18 protein-coding genes are annotated in these 19865 nt (G+C 70.0%); 6 read left to right on the forward strand and 12 right to left on the reverse strand.

Translation table 11 applies throughout. The annotated features are described in order from the left end of the window. Nucleotides 1–7 precede the first annotated feature (7 nt). The 7 genes from nusA to AC3ANR_RS11925 all read right to left on the reverse strand — a co-directional run bounded on the left by nusA (nucleotide 8) and on the right by AC3ANR_RS11925 (nucleotide 8238). A complete protein-coding gene (nusA, locus tag AC3ANR_RS11895) occupies nucleotides 8–1501 on the reverse strand; it encodes a transcription termination factor NusA (protein WP_488288323.1) in 1494 nt (497 codons plus the stop codon). A 1-nt stretch (nucleotide 1502) separates the two neighbouring features. Beyond that, on the reverse strand, nucleotides 1503–2066 hold the full coding sequence (gene rimP / locus AC3ANR_RS11900) for a ribosome maturation factor RimP (protein WP_488288324.1): 564 nt from the start codon (nucleotides 2064–2066) through the stop codon (nucleotides 1503–1505). 207 nt (nucleotides 2067–2273) lie between these two features. Continuing rightward, nucleotides 2274–2693, reverse strand: a complete 420-nt coding sequence (gene arfB, locus AC3ANR_RS11905; RefSeq protein WP_488288325.1) for an alternative ribosome rescue aminoacyl-tRNA hydrolase ArfB — start codon at nucleotides 2691–2693, stop codon at nucleotides 2274–2276. A gap of 4 nt (nucleotides 2694–2697) precedes the next feature. After that, nucleotides 2698–4302, reverse strand: a complete 1605-nt coding sequence (locus tag AC3ANR_RS11910; protein ID WP_488288326.1) for an ABC transporter ATP-binding protein — start codon at nucleotides 4300–4302, stop codon at nucleotides 2698–2700. Continuing rightward, nucleotides 4299–5414: an ABC transporter permease gene (locus AC3ANR_RS11915; protein ID WP_488288327.1), complete on the reverse strand. Its 1116-nt coding sequence runs from the start codon at nucleotides 5412–5414 to the stop codon at nucleotides 4299–4301. Before AC3ANR_RS11915 ends, AC3ANR_RS11910 begins: the two co-directional genes overlap by 4 nt. Then, a complete protein-coding gene (locus AC3ANR_RS11920; RefSeq protein WP_488288328.1) occupies nucleotides 5380–6399 on the reverse strand; it encodes a microcin C ABC transporter permease YejB in 1020 nt (339 codons plus the stop codon). The genes AC3ANR_RS11915 and AC3ANR_RS11920 overlap by 35 nt, the downstream gene beginning before the upstream one ends. Before the next feature lie 6 nt (nucleotides 6400–6405). Further along, the gene (locus tag AC3ANR_RS11925; protein ID WP_488288329.1) at nucleotides 6406–8238 is read right to left on the reverse strand and encodes an extracellular solute-binding protein; all 1833 of its coding nucleotides are present in this window, start codon (nucleotides 8236–8238) and stop codon (nucleotides 6406–6408) included. Between the two features lie 36 nt (nucleotides 8239–8274). Between AC3ANR_RS11925 and fabI the strand changes: the two genes are divergently transcribed. Then, nucleotides 8275–9069: an enoyl-ACP reductase FabI gene (gene fabI, locus AC3ANR_RS11930; protein WP_488288330.1), complete on the forward strand. Its 795-nt coding sequence runs from the start codon at nucleotides 8275–8277 to the stop codon at nucleotides 9067–9069. A 30-nt stretch (nucleotides 9070–9099) separates the two neighbouring features. On the opposite strand, the gene AC3ANR_RS11935 is transcribed toward fabI, so the two are convergent. The 4 genes from AC3ANR_RS11935 to AC3ANR_RS11950 form a co-directional block, all read right to left on the reverse strand. Further along, complete coding sequence (locus AC3ANR_RS11935; protein ID WP_488288331.1) at nucleotides 9100–9930, reverse strand: LytR/AlgR family response regulator transcription factor; 831 nt, start codon at nucleotides 9928–9930, stop codon at nucleotides 9100–9102. Beyond that, complete coding sequence (locus AC3ANR_RS11940; protein ID WP_488288332.1) at nucleotides 9927–11216, reverse strand: sensor histidine kinase; 1290 nt, start codon at nucleotides 11214–11216, stop codon at nucleotides 9927–9929. The genes AC3ANR_RS11935 and AC3ANR_RS11940 overlap by 4 nt, the downstream gene beginning before the upstream one ends. Before the next feature lie 9 nt (nucleotides 11217–11225). Further along, nucleotides 11226–11519 carry a hypothetical protein gene (locus AC3ANR_RS11945; protein ID WP_488288333.1) on the reverse strand — a complete coding sequence of 98 codons (294 nt, stop codon included), beginning with the start codon at nucleotides 11517–11519 and terminating at the stop codon, nucleotides 11226–11228. Nucleotides 11520–11665: 146 nt separating this feature from the next. Next, nucleotides 11666–13930 (reverse strand): Orn/Lys/Arg family decarboxylase, encoded by a 2265-nt coding sequence (locus AC3ANR_RS11950; protein WP_488288334.1) that lies wholly within the window; start codon nucleotides 13928–13930, stop codon nucleotides 11666–11668. 106 nt (nucleotides 13931–14036) lie between these two features. On the opposite strand from AC3ANR_RS11950, the gene AC3ANR_RS11955 reads away from it, so the two are divergent. The 5 genes from AC3ANR_RS11955 to AC3ANR_RS11975 all read left to right on the forward strand — a co-directional run bounded on the left by AC3ANR_RS11955 (nucleotide 14037) and on the right by AC3ANR_RS11975 (nucleotide 18860). After that, the gene (locus tag AC3ANR_RS11955; protein WP_488288335.1) at nucleotides 14037–14462 is read left to right on the forward strand and encodes an NfeD family protein; all 426 of its coding nucleotides are present in this window, start codon (nucleotides 14037–14039) and stop codon (nucleotides 14460–14462) included. A 28-nt stretch (nucleotides 14463–14490) separates the two neighbouring features. Beyond that, nucleotides 14491–15408, forward strand: coding sequence for an SPFH domain-containing protein (locus AC3ANR_RS11960; protein WP_488288336.1), 918 nt, complete (start codon nucleotides 14491–14493; stop codon nucleotides 15406–15408). Nucleotides 15409–15600: 192 nt separating this feature from the next. Beyond that, on the forward strand, nucleotides 15601–17115 hold the full coding sequence (locus AC3ANR_RS11965) for a MerR family transcriptional regulator (protein ID WP_488288337.1): 1515 nt from the start codon (nucleotides 15601–15603) through the stop codon (nucleotides 17113–17115). Nucleotides 17116–17132: 17 nt separating this feature from the next. Next, a complete protein-coding gene (locus AC3ANR_RS11970) occupies nucleotides 17133–17486 on the forward strand; it encodes a hypothetical protein (RefSeq protein WP_488288338.1) in 354 nt (117 codons plus the stop codon). A 186-nt stretch (nucleotides 17487–17672) separates the two neighbouring features. Next, nucleotides 17673–18860 carry a DUF4382 domain-containing protein gene (locus tag AC3ANR_RS11975; RefSeq protein ID WP_488288339.1) on the forward strand — a complete coding sequence of 396 codons (1188 nt, stop codon included), beginning with the start codon at nucleotides 17673–17675 and terminating at the stop codon, nucleotides 18858–18860. 27 nt (nucleotides 18861–18887) lie between these two features. Here the strand turns inward: AC3ANR_RS11975 and AC3ANR_RS11980 are convergent, their stop codons facing one another. Further along, nucleotides 18888–19850: a Bug family tripartite tricarboxylate transporter substrate binding protein gene (locus AC3ANR_RS11980; protein WP_488288340.1), complete on the reverse strand. Its 963-nt coding sequence runs from the start codon at nucleotides 19848–19850 to the stop codon at nucleotides 18888–18890. Between the last annotated feature and the right edge of the window lie 15 nt (nucleotides 19851–19865).

Raw genomic sequence — 19865 nt, forward strand, 5'->3', positions numbered from 1 at the left:
CATCACGTCACGCTTGGGCAGTCGCACCGGAGAACCAGTGCTCGCGCGCCTTCATGATCAGGGCTTTGGCTTCGTCCGTGGACTGGCCGGTGATCTCGGTCAACTCGTCGACGGCCAGATCGGCCAGCTCGTCGCGGGTCTGCACGCCGGCCTCGGCCAGCTTGGCGATCATCTCGGGAGTGATGCCGTCGAGGTCGCGCAGGTTCTGCGACACCTCCTCGACGCTCTCCTCGCGGGCGATCTCCATGGTGAGCAGCGCGTCCTTGGCGCGGGCGCGCAGCTCGTTGACGGTGTCCTCGTCGAAGGATTCGATCTCGAGCATCTCCTGGATCGGCACGTAGGCCACTTCCTCCAGGCTCGTGAACCCCTCGGAGATCAGGATGTCGGCGATCTCCTCGTCGACGTCCAGCTTCTCCATGAACAGGGCACGGATGGAGCTGCTCTCCTCGGCCTGCTTCTGGGCCGATTCGTTCGCATCCATGATGTTGATCTTCCAGCCCGTGAGCTCGCTGGCGAGGCGCACGTTCTGGCCGCCGCGGCCGATGGCGATGGCGAGGTTCTCCTCGTCCACGACCACGTCCATGGCGTGCTTCTCCTCGTCCACGACGATCGACGACACGTTGGCGGGCGCCAGGGCGCCGATCACAAATTGGGCCGGATCCTCGGACCACAAGACGATGTCGACGCGCTCGCCGGCCAGCTCATTGGTGACCGCGTTCACGCGGGTGCCGCGCACGCCGACGCAGGTGCCGATCGGGTCGACGCGCTTGTCGTGCGACAGCACGGCGATCTTGGCGCGCGAACCCGCGTCGCGGGCGCAGCTCTTGATCTCCAGCAGGCCCTGCTCGATCTCGGGCACTTCCTGGCGGAACAGCTCGATCATGAACTCGGGGGCCGAGCGCGACAGGATGATGGGCGCGCCGCGCAGCGTCAGGTCCACCTCCATGATCATGGCGCGCACGCGGTCGCCGTTGCGCAGGTTCTCCTTGGGGATCATCTCGCCGCGGCGCAGGCGCCCTTCGACGCGGCCGCTCTCGACGATGATGTCGCCCTTGTCCATGCGCTTGACGGTGCCCACGAAGATCTTGTCGCCGCGCGACATGAAGTCGTTCAGCAGCATCTCGCGCTCGGCGTCGCGGATCTTCTGCAGGATCACCTGCTTGGCGGCCATGGCGCCGATGCGGCCGATCGGCAGCGAGTCCACCGGCTCCTCGATGTAGTCGCCCTCGTCGACGTCGGCCACGCGCTCGCGGGCGTCCATCAGCAGTTCCTCGGCGTCCGGGTTCTGCAGGCCCGCGCTGTCGGGCACGACCAGCCAGCGGCGGAAAGTCTCGTAGTCGCCCGAGTCGCGGTCGATGGCCACGCGGATGTCCACCTCGCCTTCGTACAGCTTCTTGGTGGCCTGGGCCAGGGCCGACTCGACCGCGCCGAACACGACGTCGCGCTCCACGTTCTTCTCGCGCGAAATCGCTTCCACCAGCATCAACAATTCGCGGTTCATGTCACGACTCTCCTGTCTGCCTGGGCTTCCTGCCCTTGAAATCCACCACCGGCGCGAGACGCGCCTCCTTCAACTCGTCCAGCGTGAAGCCCAGCGCCTGCAGCGGCGCCGGCTGCCGCTTGCGGCTCACCCGCTGCCCCGGCTTGGGCGCGGGCTCGTCGCTCCACGTCACCTGCCAGCCCGACTCGCCGCGCGAGAGCTGGCCGCGAAACTTCTTCCGGTTGGCCGGCACCTGGCCGGCACCGGCGGCGCCCACGGGCGCCTTCAGCGTCACGTCGACCAGCTCGCCCGCGAAGCGCTCGAAGTCGCGCTCGGTGCGCAGCGGGCGATCGAGCCCGGGCGACGACACCTCCAGGCGCTTGTAGTCGATGCCCTCGACCTCCAGCGCGTACTGCAGCTGCCGCGTGACCTTCTCGCAGTCTTCCACGTTCACGAACTGCTCCTGCCCCGGCGTCCAGGGCAGGTCGATCGTGACGCGCAGGGTTCCGCCGGCGGAGCGTTCGATCTCCACCAGCTCATAGCCCAATCCAGTCACGGTCTGCTCGGCGACGTCTTGCAGTGCCACGGTCCTCATTCCCTCGCGCGACCCGTGCCTGTCCACACCAAGGGAGCAGACGTCAGCCGCATCGGGCGGCTGCGACTGTGCTCACAACTGCGACGCGGCGCACTTGTGAGCACAGGCAAAAAAAACGGGCGGTGAGTACCCGCCCGTTTGGTCGCGAAGCAAAGATTGTACCGTGGACGGGCTCCCCGCGCAAGGCGCCGGAGCCGTTCAGCCCGGTGAATCCCGCCCCGATCGCATGAGCTTGACCGCCGAGCGCTGGCGCTTGTCGGCCAGGCGCCGCCGACGTGCAGCAGCTGGGGGCTTGGTGGCCTTTCGCAAGTGCGGCGGCTCGGCCACGCTGTCCACCAGCTCCTGCAGCCGCTGCAGGGCTTCGGCCCGGTTCAGGTCCTGGGAACGGTGGGCCTGGGCCTTGATGACCAGCACTCCCGAGCGGGTGATGCGGCGGTCCTGCAGGGCCAGCAGCCGCGCCTTGTGGTCGGGCGCCAGCGAGGACGCCCGGATGTCGTAGCGCAGGTGGACGGCGCTGGAGACCTTGTTGACGTTCTGGCCGCCGGCCCCCTGGGCCCGCACGGCGGTGATCTCGATCTCCTCCGGCGGGATGGCCACCGGGCGGCCGCGCAGCGCCATGGCCTCAGGCCGCGGCGGCCACCAGCGCCCGGGTGTAGTCGTGCGAGGGCTGGCCGAGCACCTGCTCGACCGGCCCGGACTCCAGCACCTCGCCGTTCTTCATCACCAGCACGTCGTGGGCCATGGCGCGCACGACCTCCACGTCGTGGGTGATCAGCAGGTAGGCCAGGCCCTTGTCGCGCTGCAGGCGCTGCAGCAGCCGCAGCACCTGCTTCTGGATCGTCACGTCCAGGGCGCTGGTCGGCTCGTCGAGCACCAGCAGCTGCGGCCCGACGATCAGCGCCCGGGCGATGGCCAGGCGCTGGCGCTGGCCGCCGGAGAACTGGTGCGGATAGCGGCCGAGCAGGCCCGGGAACTGGGTCTCGTTCAGGCCCACGTCCTCCAGCGCCGCCAGCACCCGCACGCGCCGCTGCGCGGCCGACAGCGCCGGCTCGTGCACCAGCAGGCCCTCGCCGACGATCTCCTCCACCGTCATGCGCGGCGACAGCGACGAGAACGGGTCCTGGAACACCACCTGCACCTGGCGACGGATGGCGCGGTTGGCCGCCGACTTGGGGCCCCATTGCTGGCCCACGACGTCCAGGTCGCCGCGATGCTTGAGCAGGCCCAGCGCCGCCATCGCGAGGGTCGACTTGCCCGAGCCGGACTCGCCCACGACGCCCAGCGTCTGGCGCGGCCGGATCGCGAAGTCGGCGCCCCGCACGGCGTTGAACTCGCCGCGCCGGAACCAGCCGCGCACGCCCGGCAGCTGGATCGGATAGCTGACCTGCAGGCCGGCGGCCCGCATGACCGGGGCGGCGGCGGTGTCGGGCGTGTCGACGTCGCGCGTCGGCCGGCTGTCCATCAGCTTGCGCGTGTAGGTGTGGCGCGGCTGCGAGAACACCTCGGCCACCGGGCCCTCCTCGACCAGGTGGCCGTTCTCCATCACCGCCACCCGGTCGGCGAACTTGCGCACCAGGTTCAGGTCGTGCGTGATCAGCAGCACGGCCATGCCGGTCTGGCGTTGCAGGTCGGCCAGCAGGCCGAGGATCTGGCCGCGCAGCGTGACGTCCAGCGCCGTGGTCGGCTCGTCGGCGAGCAGCAGGCGCGGCCGGCTGGCCAGCGCCATGGCGATCATCGCGCGCTGCCGCTGGCCGCCCGACAGCTGGTGCGGGTAGGCCGTGGCGCGGCGCGCGGGCTCCGGGATGCCGGTGGCCGCCAGCGCCTCGATGGCGCCCTCCCAGGCCTGGCGCTTGGAGAGGCCCTGCTTGACCTCCAGCACCTCGGCGACCTGGTTGCCCACCGAGTACAACGGGTTCAGCGCCGTCATCGGCTCCTGGAAGATCATGGCGATGTCGTCGCCGCGCACGCCGAGCAGCTCGCGCTCGGACAGGCGCAGCAGGTCGCGCGGCGGCGCGCCGGCCTGCGCGGCGGCGAGCAGCGCCGAGCCGGTCACCGTGGCGTTCTGCACCAGGCCCAGCAGCGACAGCGCGGTCACGGTCTTGCCGGACCCGGACTCGCCCACCAGGGCCAGCTTCTCGCCGGCGCCGATGTGGAAATCGACGCCGTGCACGACCTCCTTGCCTTCGAAGGCGACCCGCAGGTCGCGCACTTGCAGCAGCGGGCTCATTGGTCGGCCTTCCGCGGGTCGAGGGCGTCGCGCAGCGCGTCGCCCATGAAGGTGAGGAGCAGCAAGGTCATGACCAGCACGGCGAAGGTGGCCAGCGAGATCCACCAGGCGTCGATGTTCTGCTTGCCCTGGCTGAGCAGCTCGCCCAGCGACGGCGTGCCGGGCGGCACCCCCAGGCCCAGGAAGTCCAGCGAGGTCAGCGCCAGGATGGCCGCGCTCATGCGGAACGGCAGGAACGTCACCACCGGCGTCATGCTGTTGGGCAGGATGTGCCGCCACATGATGCGGCCGTTGCCCACGCCCAGGGCGCGGGCCGCCTTCACGTAGTCCATCTGCCGGTTGCGCAGGAACTCGGCGCGCACGTAGTCGGACAGGCCCATCCAGCCGAACAGGCTGAGCAGCACGATCAGCAGCGCCACGCTGGGGGCGAACACCGCGCTGAAGATGATCAGCAGGTACAGCTCCGGCATGGACGACCAGATCTCGATGAAGCGCTGGAACGCCAGGTCGGTCTTGCCGCCGAAGTAGCCCTGCACCGCCCCGGTGACCACGCCGATGGCGACCCCGATCGCCATCAGCGCCAGGCCGAACAGCACGCTGAGCCGGAAGCCGTAGAGCAGCTGCGCCAGCATGTCGCGCCCGCGCTCGTCGGTGCCCAGCCAGTTCTGCGCCGAGGGCGGGCTGGGGAACGGCAGCGGGGTGTAGTAGCTGAGGGTGCGCGGGCCGTACTTGTTGATCGTGTACAGGGCCCAGTTGCCGCCCGTCGTGATCTTCTCGCGGATGTACGGGTCGAGGTAGTCGGTGCCGGCCGGGAAGTCGCCGCCGAACGTGGTCTCGGTGTAGTCCTTGAAGATCGGGAAGTAGTAGCCCCCGTTGTAGTGCACCACGATGGGCCGGTCGTTGGAGATCAGCTCGGCGAACAGGCTCAGCACGACCAGCGTGCTGAAGACCACCAGGCTGACGAAGCCCAGGCGGTTGCGGCGAAAGCGCCGCCAGGCGCGCGCGCCCGGGCTCTGGGACGCCGCCAGCGGCACGGGCGCCGGCGCGGGCACGGCGGTCGGAGCCAGCGGCCCCGGCTCAATCGAATTTGACACGGGGATCGACCCAGACATAGCTCAGATCCGAAATCAGTTTGGTGACGAGGCCGATCAGCGTGAACACGAACAGCGAGCCCAGCACGACGGGGTAATCGCGCCGGATGATGCTCTCGTAGCTGAGCAGGCCCAGGCCGTCGAGCGAGAACAGCGTCTCGATCAGCAGCGCGCCGGTGAAGAAGGCGCCGATGAAGGCCGCCGGGAAGCCGGTGACGATCGGGATCAGCGCGTTGCGGAAGATGTGCTTCCACAGCACGCGGCGCTCGGTCAGGCCCTTGGCCCGCGCCGTCAGCACGTACTGCTTGCGGATCTCCTCGAGGAAGGAGTTCTTGGTCAGCATCGTCGTCACCGCGAAGCTGCCCAGCACCATCGCCGTGACCGGCAGCGTGATGTGCCACAGGTAGTCGACGATGCGGGCGCCCCACCCCAGATCGTCCCAGTTCGCGGATGTGAGGCCGCGCAGCGGGAACCACTGCAGCTGCCCGCCGAAGATCACCAGCAGCGCCACTCCGAGCACGAAGCCGGGGATCGCGTAGCCCACCAGCACGACGATCGTGGTGACGAAGTCGAACCGGGTGCCGGCCCGCACCGCCTTGGCCACGCCGAGCGGCACGGCCACCAGGTAGCTGATGAAGAAGGTCCACAGGCCCAGGCTGATGGACACCGGCAGCTTCTCCTGGATCAACTGCCACACCGGCTTGTTCTGCATGAAGCTGCGGCCCAGGTCGAAGCGGGCGAAGTCGCCCAGCATCTTCACGAAGCGCTCGGACGGCGGCTTGTCGAAGCCGTACATGGCTTTGATCTGGGCCAGGCGGCGCGGGTCGACCCCCTGCCCGCCGCGGTAGGCCGAGGTGTCGCCGCCGCCGCCGGCGCGCCGCGCCTCGGCCATGTATTGCTCGACCGGCCCGCCCGGCACGAACTGGATGACCACGAAGGTCAGGAGGAGCACGCCCAGCAGCGTGGGCAGCATCAGGAGGATGCGCTTGAGGATGTACGCGAACATGGGCCGTTACTTGGAGGTTGTCGACGGATTGCGCGCCCACCAGGTGGTCATGAACCAGTCCATGTAGGGCACGCCTTCGGGGGGATACGGTGGGACGGCGGCGGGCCGCGCCAGCGCCCGGTCGCTGTACGCGATGCGGCGGCTGGTGCTGGTCCACGCCGGGATCAGGTAATGCCCGTGCGCGATCACGCGGTCCAGGGCGCGGCAGGTGGCGGTGAATTCCTCGCGATTGTCGGCCACGGCCAGGTTGGCGATCAGGGCATCGATCGCCGGGTTCTTGACGCCGGCGTAATTGCCCGAGCCGGGGATGTCGGCCGCCTTGCTGCCGAACAGGTCGGCGTAGTCGGAGCCCGGGAAGTGCGTGCCGGGAAAGGAGATGCTCAGCATCTCGAAGTTGTTGGATTCCAGCCGCTGCTGCCAGAGCGCGAAGTCGACCTCGCGCAGCTGCAGGTCGATGCCCAGCTGCGCCAGCGCCCGCCGCCAGGCCGCCGTGGTGGTGGCGCCGCGCGCCTCGGTGCTGTCGAGGAACTCGATCGCGAAGGGCTCGCCCTGGGCATTGCGCAAGGCGCCATCGCGGTAGGTCCAGCCCGCCTCGTTCAGCAGCTTCTGCGCCCGGCGCAGGTTCTCGCGCAGCGAGTTGGCGCCGTCGGTGCGCGGGGGCACCGCCATCGGGCCGAACACCTCGGCCGGCAGGCTGGCGCGGAACGGCTCCATCAGCGCCGCCTCGCGCGCCGACGGCAGGCCGTTGGCCTCGCAGTCGGTGTTGCCGAACACGCCCTTGACCCGCTTGTACTGGCCGCGGAACAGGTGGAGGTTCATCCACTCGTAGTCCATCGCCAGCTCCAGGGCCATGCGCACGCGGCGGTCGGCGAACTTGGGCAGGCGCAGGTTCAGCACGTAGCTGTAGTACCCGTCGGGCAGCTTGTGCTGGAAGTTCATCTTCACCAGCTCGCCGCTGTCGATCCGGCTGCCGTTCAGGCGGCGCGTCCAGTCGCCCACCGAGAAGAACTGCATCAGGTCGAACTCGCCGGCCTTGAGCGCTTCCAGCTGCGCCGTGCCGTCGCGGTAGATCTTGACCGTGATGCGGTCGAAGTTGTTCATGCCGCGGCGCACCGGCAGGTTGCGGCCCCAGTAGTTCGGGTCGCGCACGTACGTCACGTCCTTGCCGAAGCGCACCGGGCCGATCCTGTAGGGGCCGGTGCCGATCGGCGTGTCCATGATGATCTGGTCGAAGGCCTTGGTCTTGCCGTTCTCCATGCCCCACTTGGGCGAGAAGACCGGCATGCCGCCCACCGTCAGCGGCAGCTGGCGGTCCTTCTTCTTGAAGCGGAACCGCACCGTCCGCTCGTCCAGCACCTCGCAAGCCTCGACGTCGCCGAACTGCGTCGCGTACGAGGGGTGCGCGTACTTGGAGACCAGCGTCTCGAAGCTGTACTTCACGTCGCTGGCGCGCACCGGGTCGCCGTTGTGGAACCGCGCCTCCGGCCGGATGCGGAAGGTGGCCGACATCAGGTCGGGCGCCACCTGCACGTCCTCGGCCAGCAGCCCGTAGCCCACGCCGTTCTCGTCCATCGGGCCGGTGAGCAGCCCCTCGAACAGCAGGTCGCCCAGGAACGACGGCGCGTTGCCGCGCAGGGTGTAGGGGTTGTACTTGTCGAAGGTGGAGATCCGGGAGCCGGCCACCATCCGCAGCTCGCCGCCCTTGGGCGCGTCCGGATTGACGTAGTCGAAATGGGAAAACCCGGGCTTGTATTTGAAATCGCCCCAGACCGAGTAGCCGGGAGCGGCCCAGGCCGGGACGGCCATCAGGCCGGCCAGCAAGCACAACGCAAGTCGCATGCGAGAATTCTGCCTGTTTTGTCAGAGTGAACTTCCATGGGCTTCCTTGCCGGCAAGAAATTCCTGATCACGGGCGTGTTGTCCAACCGCTCCATCGCCTACGGCATCGCGCGCGCCTGCCATGCGCAGGGCGCCGAACTCGCCTTCAGCTACGTGGGCGAGCGTTTCAAGGACCGCATCACCGAGTTCGCCGCCGATTTCGGCTCGAACCTGGTGTTCGACTGCGACGTGGGCGACGACGCACAGATCGCCAGGCTGTTCTCGGACCTGTCGGCGCACTGGCCCAAGTTCGACGGCTTCGTGCACGCGATCGGCTACGCGCCGCGCGAGGCGATCGCCGGCGACTTCCTCGACGGCCTGTCGCGCGAGGCGTTCCGCATCGCCCACGACATCAGCGCCTACAGCTTCCCCGCGATGGCCAAGGCGGCGCTGCCGATGCTCAATGACCGGGCCGCCCTGCTCACCCTGACCTACCTGGGCGCGGTGCGCACCGTGCCGAACTACAACACCATGGGCCTGGCCAAGGCCTCGCTCGAGGCCTCGGTGCGATACCTGGCCGAGTCGATGGGCCCGCGCGGCATCCGCGTCAACGGCATCAGTGCCGGCCCGATCAAGACGCTGGCGGCTAGCGGCATCAAGGGCTTCGGCAAGATCCTGTCGGTGGTGGCGGAAACCGCCCCCATCCGCCGCAACGTGACGATCGAGGACGTCGGCAACACGGCCGCCTTCCTGCTGTCGGACCTGGCCGGCGGCATTTCGGCCGAGATCACCTACGTCGACGGCGGCTTCAGCCAGGTCGTCGGCGGCATCGCCGAGCCGGCCGGCGAGTGACGCCCGGCCGGGCACCAGGCCCGGCCCCCGTCACGCGCCCCGGAACAGGTGCGCGAAGCTGCGGCTGACCTCCAGCACCTCCGGGTGGCCGTTGATCTGCACCCGCTGGCGGCCGGTGTCGTCGCGGGTCACCGAGGCCACGGCCGCCAGGTTCACGATGGTCGAGCGGTGGATCTGCCAGAACTGCTGCGGGTCCAGCTGCGGCAGCAGGTCCCGGATCGGCGTGCGGATGAAAGCTTCCTGCTGGCGCGTCTGCACCCGTGTGTACTTCTCGTCCGACCGGAAGAACAGGATGTCCTTGACCGGGATCAGCCGCGTGGTCGCGCCCGCGGCCGCCTGCACCCACTGCAGGTAGGACGGCGCGGCGCCGGGCGGTTGCTGCATGCCCTGCTGCAGCTTGACCAGCCGCGCCAGCAGCGCATCGAGCGCGGCCTCGTCGGCCACCGACGCGCCGGCGGAGCGGCGCTGCCCCAGGCGCTCCTGGATCCGCTGCGCGGTCTGCGCCAGGCGGGCCGGTTCGACCGGCTTCAAGAGGTAGTCCAGGGCGCCCTGCTCGAAGGCCGAGATCGCGTACTCGTCATAGGCGGTGACGAACACGATCTCGCCCTGCCAGCCAGGCAGGGCCAGGATCTCGCGCGCCGCCTCGATGCCGGTCAGGCCCGGCATGCGGATGTCCAGGAACATCACGTCGGGCCGCAGCTGCTCGGCCAGGGCGAGGGCCTCGTTGCCGTCGCGGGCTTCGCCGACGATCTGCAGTTCGGGCCAGGCGCCGGCCAGGCGGGTCTTGAGCTGTTCGCGCAGCAGGCGCTCGTCGTCGGCGACGACGGCGCGCGGCGCGGGTGGCGGGGTTCCATTCATCATGAGGCGGCCTGCGGGCGGGTCGGCGCGGTGGCGCCGGCGGGCGTCTCGGCCGGGTGGTACGGGACGGAGATGCGCACGGTGGTGCCGGCGCCGGAGTCGGACATCAGGCTCAGGTGGCCGCGGCCGTTGTACAGCATCGAGAGCCGCTCGCGGATGTTCTGCAGCCCGATGCCGGTGCCCGAGGTCGGCGCCTCCAGCCGGTCCAGGTCCATGATGCCCACGCCGGTGTCGCGCACTTCCACCACCAGCTGTCCCTTGTTGATGCGGGCCGCCACGGTGACCTTGCCGCCCTCGGGCTTGGGCTCGATGCCGTGCTTGATGGCGTTCTCGACCAGCGACTGCAGCATCATGGGCGGGAATTCGGCGCCCTCCAGCTCCGGGGCCACCTCGTACTGCAGGTCCAGCCGGTCCTCGATCCGCATCTTGATCAGCTCCAGGTACGAGCGGATCAGGCGCATCTCGCGGCCCAGCGTCGAGGACTCCTGCCGCATCTGCGGCAGCGCGCCGCGCAGGTAGGTGATCAGCGCCTTCTGCATCTGGCTGGCCCGCGCCGGGTCGGTCTCGATCAGGTAGTCCACCGCGGCCAGCGTGTTGAACAGGAAGTGCGGCTCCACCTGCGCCTGCAGCACCTGCAGGCGGGCCTGCACCAACTGCCGCTCCATCGCCTCGCGGCCCGCCGCGTCCTGGGCGGTGCGCACCTTCTCGTCGGCCTGGGCGACCTTGCGCACCACGATCTTGGAGGCGGCCAGGTAGGCGAACAGCAGCGTGATCAGGGTGGCGCCGAGGTCGCCGACCAGGCCCCGGAACGTCAGGACGTTCTTCGACACCAGTTCCGGGCCGTCCTCGTCGGGATCCTCGTCGGTGATCGTCACGCCCTTGCGCGTGCCGGGCGGCTGCGGGACCGGCGGTGCGGGCGGCGTGGGCACCTCGGCTTGGCCGCCGGGGCCGCCTTCCGGGGCCGACACGGCGCCGGCCGGTCCTTCCGCGGACGGCGTCTCGGCGGCATCCCTGCCGGCGGCGCGGCGCCGGGTGATGCGCACGCCATCGGGGCCGACCTGCGTGATGCGGATCTCGCCATCCTTGCCGGGATCGCGCACCATCACGCGCTGGTGCTTCAGGTGCAGCTGCTCGGAGACCAGGCTGCCGGCGATCAGCACCACCAGGAACAGCACGATCAGCCGCCACCAGGACGTGGCCGCGGCCCAGCCGCTCAGCTCCGTGTTGGCGCGCGACAGCCATTGCACCAGCGCGGGGCGGGTGCGGGGTTTCTGCTCATCGGACGTCATCGCGCGAGATTAACCGGCTTCGGGACGGGGAGCGCCGCAGCCGGGAGCGGCAGCGCGGGCGGCCATCGGCGCGCCGCCGGCGTCGCTGGCGACGTCCCGGCGGGCCACCACCTGCACCCGCGGCAGCTGGACGTAGCGGGTGCCTTCGTGCAGCTGGGCGGTCATGCCGTCGACCGCGGCGTGGCTCGCGCTCGTGCCGACCGACACCACGCCGGCCAGGAACAGGGCGACGGGGACGGCGAGCAGCACCCGGACGACGGGCGACAGCAGCGGCTGGGGTTGGTGGGGGGCGGTGGCTTGCATCTGTCTCTCCTTGGCGGGGCATCGGGCCCGGCATGGAGCGAACTGTAGGAAGCCACCCGCGCCGCCGCAGCCGCCGCGCGACGGACTGCGGGTTCGCGCGACGGATTGCAGCTTGGCCGGATGGACCGGCGCCCGCCGGCGCGGCGTCAGCCGCGCACGCAGTCGGCGAAGTAGCGCGTCTTGCCGTCCGGCCCCGGCTCCTCGACCAGCCCGTGGATGTCGGTGCCGAAGCCCGGACAGCTGGCGTTGAACTCGCGCGAGAACTTCAGGTAGTCCACGATCTTCTTGTTGAACACCTCGCCCGGGATCAGCAGCGGGATGCCCGGCGGGTACGGCGTCACGAGCGAGGTGGTCACCCGGCCCTCGAGCTGGTCGATCTCCACCCGCTCGGTCTTGCGGTGGGCGATGTGGGCGTAGGCGTCGCTCGGCTTCATCGCCGGCGTCAGGTCCGACAGGTACATCTCGGTGGTCAGCCGGGCGATGTCGTAGCGGGCGTACAGCTCGTGCACGTACTGGCACAGGTCGGCCAGGCCCATGCGCTCGTACTGGGGGTACTGGGCGCAGAACTCGGGCAGGATGCGCCACATCGGCTGGTTGCGCGCGTAGTCGTCCTTGAACTGCTGCAGCGCCGTCAGCAGCGTGTTCCAGCGGCCCTTCGTGATGCCGATGGTGAACATGATGAAGAAGCTGTACAGGCCGGTCTTCTCCACGATGATCCCGTGCTCGGCCAGGAAGCGGGTGACGATCGAGGCCGGGATGCCGGTCTTGGCGAACTTGCCGTTCAGGTCCAGGCCGGGGGTGACCACGGTGGACTTGATCGGGTCCAGCATGTTGAAGCCCTCGGCCAGGTTGCCGAAGCCGTGCCACTTGGCGGTGCGCGCCTCGCCCTTGATGATCCAGTCGTCGGCCCGGCCGATGCCCTGCTCGGCCAGCTTGTCCGGCCCCCAGACCTTGAACCACCAGTCCTTGCCGTACTCCTGGTCGACCTTGCGCATCGCGCGGCGGAAGTCCAGCGCCTCCAGGATGCTCTCTTCCACCAGCGCGGTGCCGCCGGGCGGCTCCATCATGGCGGCGGCCACGTCGCAGCTGGCGATGATCGAGTACTGCGGGCTGGTCGAGGTGTGCATCAGGAACGCCTCGTTAAACAGATGGCGGTCCAGCTTGGTGTCCTTGGCGTCCTGCACCAGCACGTGGCTGGCCTGGCTGATGCCGGCCAGCAGCTTGTGGATGGACTGGGTCGCGTAGACCAGCGACTTCTCGGGCCGGGGCCGCTTCTTGCCCATGGCGTGGAAGCTGCCGTAGAAGGGGTGGAACGCCGCGTGCGGCAGCCAGGCCTCGTCGAAGTGCAGCGCGTCGACGTAGCCGTCGAGCATGTTCTTGATGGTCTGGGTGTTGTACAGGACGCCGTCGTAGGTGGACTGGGTCAGCGTCATGATCCGCGGCTTGACCTTCTCCGGGTCGACGCCGGCCAGCAGCGGGTTGGCGCGGATCTTGGCCTTGATGGCCTCGGGCGTGAACTCGCTCTGCGGGATCGGGCCGATGATGCCGAAGTGGTTGCGCGTCGGCTTCATGAAGACCGGGATCGCCCCGGTCATGATGATCGAGTGCAGGATCGACTTGTGGCAGTTGCGGTCCACCACCACCACGTCGCCGGGGGCCACCGTGTGGTGCCAGACCATCTTGTTCGAGGTGGACGTGCCGTTGGTGACGAAGAAGCAGTGGTCGGCGTTGAAGATGCGCGCCGCGTTGCGCTCGCTGGCCGCCACCGGCCCGGTGTGGTCCAGCAGCTGCCCGAGTTCGTCCACCGCGTTGCACACGTCCGCCCGCAGCATGTTCTCGCCGAAGAACTGGTGGAACATCTGCCCGATCGGGCTTTTCAGGAACGCCACCCCGCCCGAGTGGCCGGGGCAGTGCCAGGAATACGAGCCGTCCTCCGCGTAATCCAGCAGCGCCTTGAAGAACGGCGGCTGGATGCCCTCCAGGTACGACTTGGCCTCGCGGATGATGTGGCGGGCCATGAACTCGGGGGTGTCCTCGTACATGTGGATGAACCCGTGGAGCTCGCGCAGCACGTCGTTGGGCAGGTGCTGCGAGGTCTTGGTCTCGCCATAGATGTAGATCGGCACGTCGGCGTTCTTGCGGCGCACCTCAGTGATGAAGGCGCGCAGGTTCAGCACCGCCGGATCGACGTCCGGGCCGGAGCTGAACTCCTCGTCGTCGATCGACAGGATGAAGGCGCTGGCGCGGCTTTGCTGCTGCGCGAACTGGGCCAGGTCGCCGTAGCTGGTGACCCCCAGGACCTCCATGCCCTCGGCCTCGATGGCCTGCGCCAGCGCGCGGATGCCCAGGCCGGACGTGTTCTCGGACCGGTAGTCTTCGTCGATGATGACGATGGGGAAGCGGAATTTCATGGCGGGCGGGTCGGGTGTGCGGCGAAAAACGTGAGCCGCGAAGTGTATGCAACTCGGGCCCGCCGGAACGCGCGCGAGCACAATGCGGCGCACCAGGAGGTGAGCAATGGCGGATTCGACAGTGTGGTGGCTGCTGGCCGGCGGCGCGGTGGTGGTGGAACTGATGACCGGCACCTTTTACCTGCTGATGCTGGCCATCGGCCTGGCTGCCGGCGCGCTGGCCGCCCACGCGGGCGCCGGCGTGACGACGCAGCTGGCGGCCGCGGCCGTCGTCGGCGGCGGCGCGGTCACGGCCTGGCGCCTGCTGCGCGGGCACCGGCCCGCCGAGCTGGCCGCCAGCGCCAATCCGGCCGTCAACATGGACGTCGGCGAGACGGTCGTGGTCGATGCCTGGCACCCGGACGGCACGGCCCAGGTGCGCTACCGCGGCGCGACCTGGACGGTCACCCACCATCCGGGCACCGCCCCCTCGACCGGGCTGCACCGGGTGCGGGAAGTGGTCGGCAACCGCCTCGTGGTGGAAAAAACCTGAATCTCAAGAACCCGGAAGGAGGGACCCCATGGAAATCGCACTCGTCCTCGTCGTCATCGCCATCATCTTCGTGGCGCGCTCCATCAAGGTCGTGCCCCAGCAGCACGCCTGGGTCGTGGAGCGCCTGGGCAAGTACCACGGCACGCTGTCCCCGGGCCTGAACTTCCTGGTCCCCTTCGTCGACCGGGTCGCCTACCGGCACAGCCTCAAGGAGATCCCGCTGGACGTGCCCAGCCAGGTCTGCATCACCCGCGACAACACCCAGCTGCAGGTGGACGGCATCCTCTATTTCCAGGTCACCGACCCGATGCGGGCCAGCTACGGCTCGTCCAACTACATCGTGGCCGTCACCCAGCTCGCCCAGACCTCGCTGCGCAGCGTGATCGGCAAGCTCGAGCTGGACAAGACCTTCGAGGAGCGCGACATGATCAATGCCCAGGTCGTGTCCGCCATCGACGAGGCGGCCCTGAACTGGGGCGTGAAGGTCCTGCGCTACGAAATCAAGGACCTGACGCCGCCGGCCGAGATCCTGCGCGCCATGCAGGCCCAGATCACCGCGGAGCGGGAAAAGCGCGCCCTGATCGCCGCCTCCGAGGGCCGCCGGCAGGAGCAGATCAACATCGCCACCGGCGAGCGCGAGGCCTTCATCGCGCGGTCGGAGGGCGAGAAGCAGGCCGAGATCAACAAGGCCCAGGGCGAGGCCGCCGCCATCCTCGCGGTGGCCGAGGCCACGGCCGGCGCCATCCGGCAGGTGGCCGAGGCCATCCGCCAGCCCGGCGGCGAGCAGGCCGTGCAGCTCAAGGTCGCCGAGCGGGCCGTCGACGCCTTCCGCACGGTGGCCCACGAGTCCAAGACCACCCTGATCATCCCCGGCCACCTCGGCGAGGTCTCGGGACTCATCGCCTCGGCGATGCGCCTCGTGCAGGCCGGCAAGTCACCTGCGTGAGAAGGCGCCGGGCAGGCCGCCCGGCTGTCTTCACGTCTGTCCAAACAACTGTCCAATTGACTGTCTAGGCGCCGTCCGTCTGTCTAGACAGATACGGGCCGCTCACTTGTATCGCTTCTGCAACATGTGTCTTGACAGTCTGATTTGACTGTCCAATACTTGCCTGAACAGTCCTAGACAGAGGTTCAGGTGTTGACGAGCAAGGATGTTCTGGAGCGCACCGGCATTTCGCGGGCGACCCTGAACAACTACATCACCACGGGGTTGCTGCCCCGGCCCGAGGTGCTGCCGCCCAATCCGCAGGACGGCGCGGCGCCGCGGATCGGCTATTTCCCCGACGGCACCGTCGAGCGCGTGCTGCAGATCCAGCGCCTCAAGCGCGAGGGCTGGAGCATCGCGCGCATCGCCGCCCATTTCGCCGGCGGCGGCGAAGCGCCCCCGCCTGCCCCCGCCCGCATGCCGGCTCCGGTCGCCGCCGTCGCACTCCCGGCCATCCCCGCGCCTGCCTTCGCCGCCGCGGCGCCGGTCGCCCCTCCGCCGCAGCGCCGCGGCGAACCGGCCTTGTCCCTGCTCGAGATCCGCCAGCCGGCCTACCTGCTGGACGATGGACTGGGGCTGGTCTGGATGAACGAGGCCGCCCGCGAAGATGCCGCCTCCCCACTGCGCGGGTTGCCCCGCGACGCGGGTCCCGGCGCCGCCGCCGCCCGCCTGCTGGATTCCGCGGACGTGCTGGCTTTCCACCTGGGCCTGCTCAAGCAACGCGGCGCCCCGCTGGGCGGGCTCGCCGCCGGCCTGGACGACGCGGCCCGGGCGCGGCTCGAAAGCGTGTTCCGCGACGCCCCGGCCGTCGACGCGCAGCCGACCGCCCAGATCCGCGTGAGCCGCGCCGGCGTGCGCGACCTGGTGCTCCAGGCGATCCAGTTCCGCGAGGGCGTGCTGTTCGTCTGCCAGCGCGCGGCCGAACCCGCCGCGCCGCGCGCCACGGGCCCGGCCGCCCTCGCCCGCTTCCCGGCCCCCGCGCTGCTGCCGGTGGCCGTGCTCGTCACGACCCTGCAGGACGCCAACGCCTTGTGGCTGCGCCTGCCCGCGCGCGAGTACTTCGAGCTCGTGAGCGAGGTGTGGAGCGAGCTGGACACGATCTTCCGCGAGCACGGGGGCCACCACGGCAACCATCCCGGCGAGGGCATGGTCTGCTACTTCCTGCCGCAGGCCGGTGGCGACTACCTGTGGAACGCCCTGGTCGCCGCCCACCGCGCCCGCGAGGCCATGCGCCACCTGAGCAGCCGCTGGCAGTCCCGCAAGGGCTGGGATGTCGAGCTGTGCATGAACACCGGCCTCGACGCCGGCCAGGAATGGATCGGGCCGTTGCGCCTGGTCGAGCCGGTCGAGCTGTCGGTGCTGGGCGCGGCCGCCGATCACGCCGGCGAGCTGTCGCGCGGCGGGCGCGCGGGCAGCATCTGGCTCACGCGCGGCCTGGTCGACCGCCTGCCGGCGGACGACCGCCAGCGCATCCAGTACGGCGTGCCCCGGCGCAGCGCCGACGGGTCGCCGGCCCGCATGCTGGCGAGCTTCGCCCGCCTGCAGGACCTCGCCTCCAGCACCCACCCCGAGCCGGTGCCGCCCGCGATGGCGGACCTGCCGGTGACCGAGTTGTTCGAACTGGCCCTGCCGGGCCCCACCCGATCCCCTGGCCAGGCGCCTGCCTGACCGCGAAAGGAAGTCCCATGCGTTGGTTCAAGCCGAATCTCAGGAACAGCCTGCACGCGATCTTCAGCAGCGGGCCCGCGACGGTCCCGGCCGAGTACGAGGACATGTACACCATCGAGGACATCCGCAAGCGGATGCTGTCGCTGGCCATCAGCGTCGGCGAGGAGCGCTCGGCGGCCGTGCGCCGCCGGATCCGCTACGCCGACGACATCGAGACGCTGTGGTTCATCCGCGGCGAGCTGATGGGGCTGCTGGCGCGCGCGCACGGGGAGGCGGCGGCGCTGGAGCGCATCGAGGTGATCAGCGAGCTGTTCGAGGACCTGCTGCCGCCGGGATTGCGCTCGCGGCCCAGCCCGCTGGGGCGGAACTGACGCGGCCAACCTCCCGGACCGACCCCTCCTCACCCCGCAATCACGGCCGATTTGTTGCTTCCTGTGTCAGCCGTCGCCGCCCTGCCCGGCGGCGCGGAACATTCCTGCTGACTTGTCACGTTCGCTCACGCGCAGCTCAGCCGTAGGGCCGAGCATGCCCGACCTCAGCAATAGCGAGGAACGAACATGCAGTGCCGCCCCCCTTCCGTCCAGCGCCCTTCCCCCGCACCCCGCTGGCGTGCCGCCGGCGCCCTTGCAGCGGCCGCCCTCGTCTCGGCGTGCGGCAGCGGCGGCGACCCGTCCGCGGCCGCCGGCGCGGGAACGCTCAGGCTGGCGCTGACGGATGCGCCCGGTTGCGGCTTCGACCACGTGTACGTCACCGTCGAGAAGATCCGCGTCCACGCGAGCAGCACGGCCTTGGAGGCCGATCCAGGCTGGACCGACATCCCGGTGGGCTCCACACGCCGCGTGGACCTGCTCGCGCTCACGAACGGCGCCCTGGAGGAACTCGGGGGCGCCTCCCTCCCGTCGGGCCACTACGAGCAGCTGCGCCTGGTGCTCGCCGCGAACGCGCCGGCGCCCGGCGTCGCCGCCCATGCCGTGCAGCCGACCGGCACCGGCACGGAGATCCCGCTGGCGATTCCCGGCGGCCCGGGTGGCGTGAGGGTGCCGGCCAGCTTCGACGTGGCGCCCGGCCAGACGGCGGACCTGGTCCTCGACTTCGACGCGTGCAAGTCGGTTGCTCCCGCCGGACAGGGCGGCTCGTACCAGCTGAGGCCGGTGGTCGCGGTGCTGCCCCGCGTGGCCAGCGGCATCCAGGGGTCGGTGGCGGCCGACCTGGCGACCGGCAACACGACGGTGTCGGCACAGCGGGACGGCGCGGCGGTTCGCTCCACCCGGCCGGACGCCCGGGGCAATTTCAGCATCCCGTTCCTGCCGCCGGGCACCTACTCGCTGGTGGTGACATCGGACGGGCGCGCGACGGGCGTGGTCACCGGCGTGCCGGTCGGCACCGGCACGACCGCCGTGAACACCGCCGCGTCCGCGATCGCCCTGCCGGCCTCCCCGACCAGCGACCTCACCGGGGTCGTGACGCTCAGCACGGCTTCGGACACGGCCCCGGAGGTGACGGCGGTCCTCACCAGCGCCCAGGTGCGCGCGTCGCAGGTGCTCTCCAGCGGCGAGTCGATCGAGGTGCGCAGCCGCCCCGTCGACGGCGTGCTGGGCAGCTACCGGCTGGCTGTGCCCCAGGCGGCGCTCGTCAAGGCGGCCTACGCCCGGTCCGGTCTCCCCCCGTTCGCGTCGGACGCGACGGATGCGACCCGGTACAGCGTGGAGGTCGTGGTGCCGGAAGAGGCGCTGCTGGCGCCTTGACCGCACGGGTCCGGGTTCACGCCCCGGTCACTCGAGCTTGAGCCCGGCGGTCCTGACGACCGCGCTCCATCGCTCGTTCTCGCGCTGCACGCGCTGGCGCAACGCGGCCGGCGGTTCGGCCCGCACTTGCGTGCCGAGCGCGCTGAGGCGCTCCTGGAAATCGGCGGACGCCAGCGACTCGACCACCGCCGAATGGAGCTGGGACAGGACCGGCTGGGGGATATTCGCCGGCCCGAACAGGGCGTACCACACGCTCACCTCCATGTTCGGGTAGCCCGACTCGGCCACGGTCGGAATGTCGAAGCCCGGCACCCGCTGGGGGGCAGCGACGCCCAGCGCGGTGACCTTGCCGGCCCGGATCGACGGCGTGGCGCCGGCTAGGTCGCCCGCGGCGAACTGGACTTCCCCCGCCATGAGGCCCTGCAGGACCGGGCCGGCCCCCTTGTACGGGACGTGGAGCATCTCGACGCCCGCCACCTGCTTGAACAGCTCGACCGCCAGGTGGTTGTACGAGCCGGGGCCGTTCGAGCCGAACGCCATCGTCGGCCGCGCCTTGGCCAGGGCCACGAACTCCCGGAGGTTGCGGGCCGGGATCGACGGATGCCCCATGTACACGAGCGGGCTGTCGGCCAGCAGGCTGATGTGCGTGAAGTCGTTGACCGGGTCGTAGAGCGGCTTCAGGCTCGTCACCGGGCCCGTCGCATGCGTGCTGATGGTGCCGAGCAGCAGGGTCCGGCCGTCCGGGGCCGCGTCGGCGACGTAGTCCGAACCGATCGCCCCCGCGGCGCCGCCCTTGTTCTCCACGACGACCGACCGCCCCAGCAGCACGGACATCTTCTGGGCAAGGACGCGGCCGATCAGGTCCGTCGCCCCGCCCGGCGGGAAGGGCACGACGAGTTTCATGTGCCTGTCGGACTGGCCGAAGGCGAGCGGCGCGTGGAGGAAGATGGCTGCGGATGCCAGCCCGGTGGAGAAGGTCCTGCGTTGCATGGTGGACTCCTTGCT

The organism is Ramlibacter sp. JJN2-2R (assembly GCF_057747835.1).

Coding starts and splice junctions, on each gene's coding strand:
- nusA (WP_488288323.1), bottom strand. CDS start 1,501: ATGAACCGCGAATTGTTGATGCTGGTGGAAGCGATTTCGCGCGAGAAG.
- arfB (WP_488288325.1), bottom strand. CDS start 2,693: ATGGCGCTGCGCGGCCGCCCGGTGGCCATCCCGCCGGAGGAGATCGAG.
- AC3ANR_RS11910 (WP_488288326.1), bottom strand. CDS start 4,302: ATGAGCCCGCTGCTGCAAGTGCGCGACCTGCGGGTCGCCTTCGAAGGC.
- AC3ANR_RS11915 (WP_488288327.1), bottom strand. CDS start 5,414: ATGTCTGGGTCGATCCCCGTGTCAAATTCGATTGAGCCGGGGCCGCTG.
- AC3ANR_RS11920 (WP_488288328.1), bottom strand. CDS start 6,399: ATGTTCGCGTACATCCTCAAGCGCATCCTCCTGATGCTGCCCACGCTG.
- AC3ANR_RS11925 (WP_488288329.1), bottom strand. CDS start 8,238: ATGCGACTTGCGTTGTGCTTGCTGGCCGGCCTGATGGCCGTCCCGGCC.
- fabI (WP_488288330.1), top strand. CDS start 8,275: ATGGGCTTCCTTGCCGGCAAGAAATTCCTGATCACGGGCGTGTTGTCC.
- AC3ANR_RS11935 (WP_488288331.1), bottom strand. CDS start 9,930: ATGATGAATGGAACCCCGCCACCCGCGCCGCGCGCCGTCGTCGCCGAC.
- AC3ANR_RS11940 (WP_488288332.1), bottom strand. CDS start 11,216: ATGACGTCCGATGAGCAGAAACCCCGCACCCGCCCCGCGCTGGTGCAA.
- AC3ANR_RS11945 (WP_488288333.1), bottom strand. CDS start 11,519: ATGCAAGCCACCGCCCCCCACCAACCCCAGCCGCTGCTGTCGCCCGTC.
- AC3ANR_RS11950 (WP_488288334.1), bottom strand. CDS start 13,930: ATGAAATTCCGCTTCCCCATCGTCATCATCGACGAAGACTACCGGTCC.
- AC3ANR_RS11955 (WP_488288335.1), top strand. CDS start 14,037: ATGGCGGATTCGACAGTGTGGTGGCTGCTGGCCGGCGGCGCGGTGGTG.
- AC3ANR_RS11960 (WP_488288336.1), top strand. CDS start 14,491: ATGGAAATCGCACTCGTCCTCGTCGTCATCGCCATCATCTTCGTGGCG.
- AC3ANR_RS11970 (WP_488288338.1), top strand. CDS start 17,133: ATGCGTTGGTTCAAGCCGAATCTCAGGAACAGCCTGCACGCGATCTTC.
- AC3ANR_RS11975 (WP_488288339.1), top strand. CDS start 17,673: ATGCAGTGCCGCCCCCCTTCCGTCCAGCGCCCTTCCCCCGCACCCCGC.
- AC3ANR_RS11980 (WP_488288340.1), bottom strand. CDS start 19,850: ATGCAACGCAGGACCTTCTCCACCGGGCTGGCATCCGCAGCCATCTTC.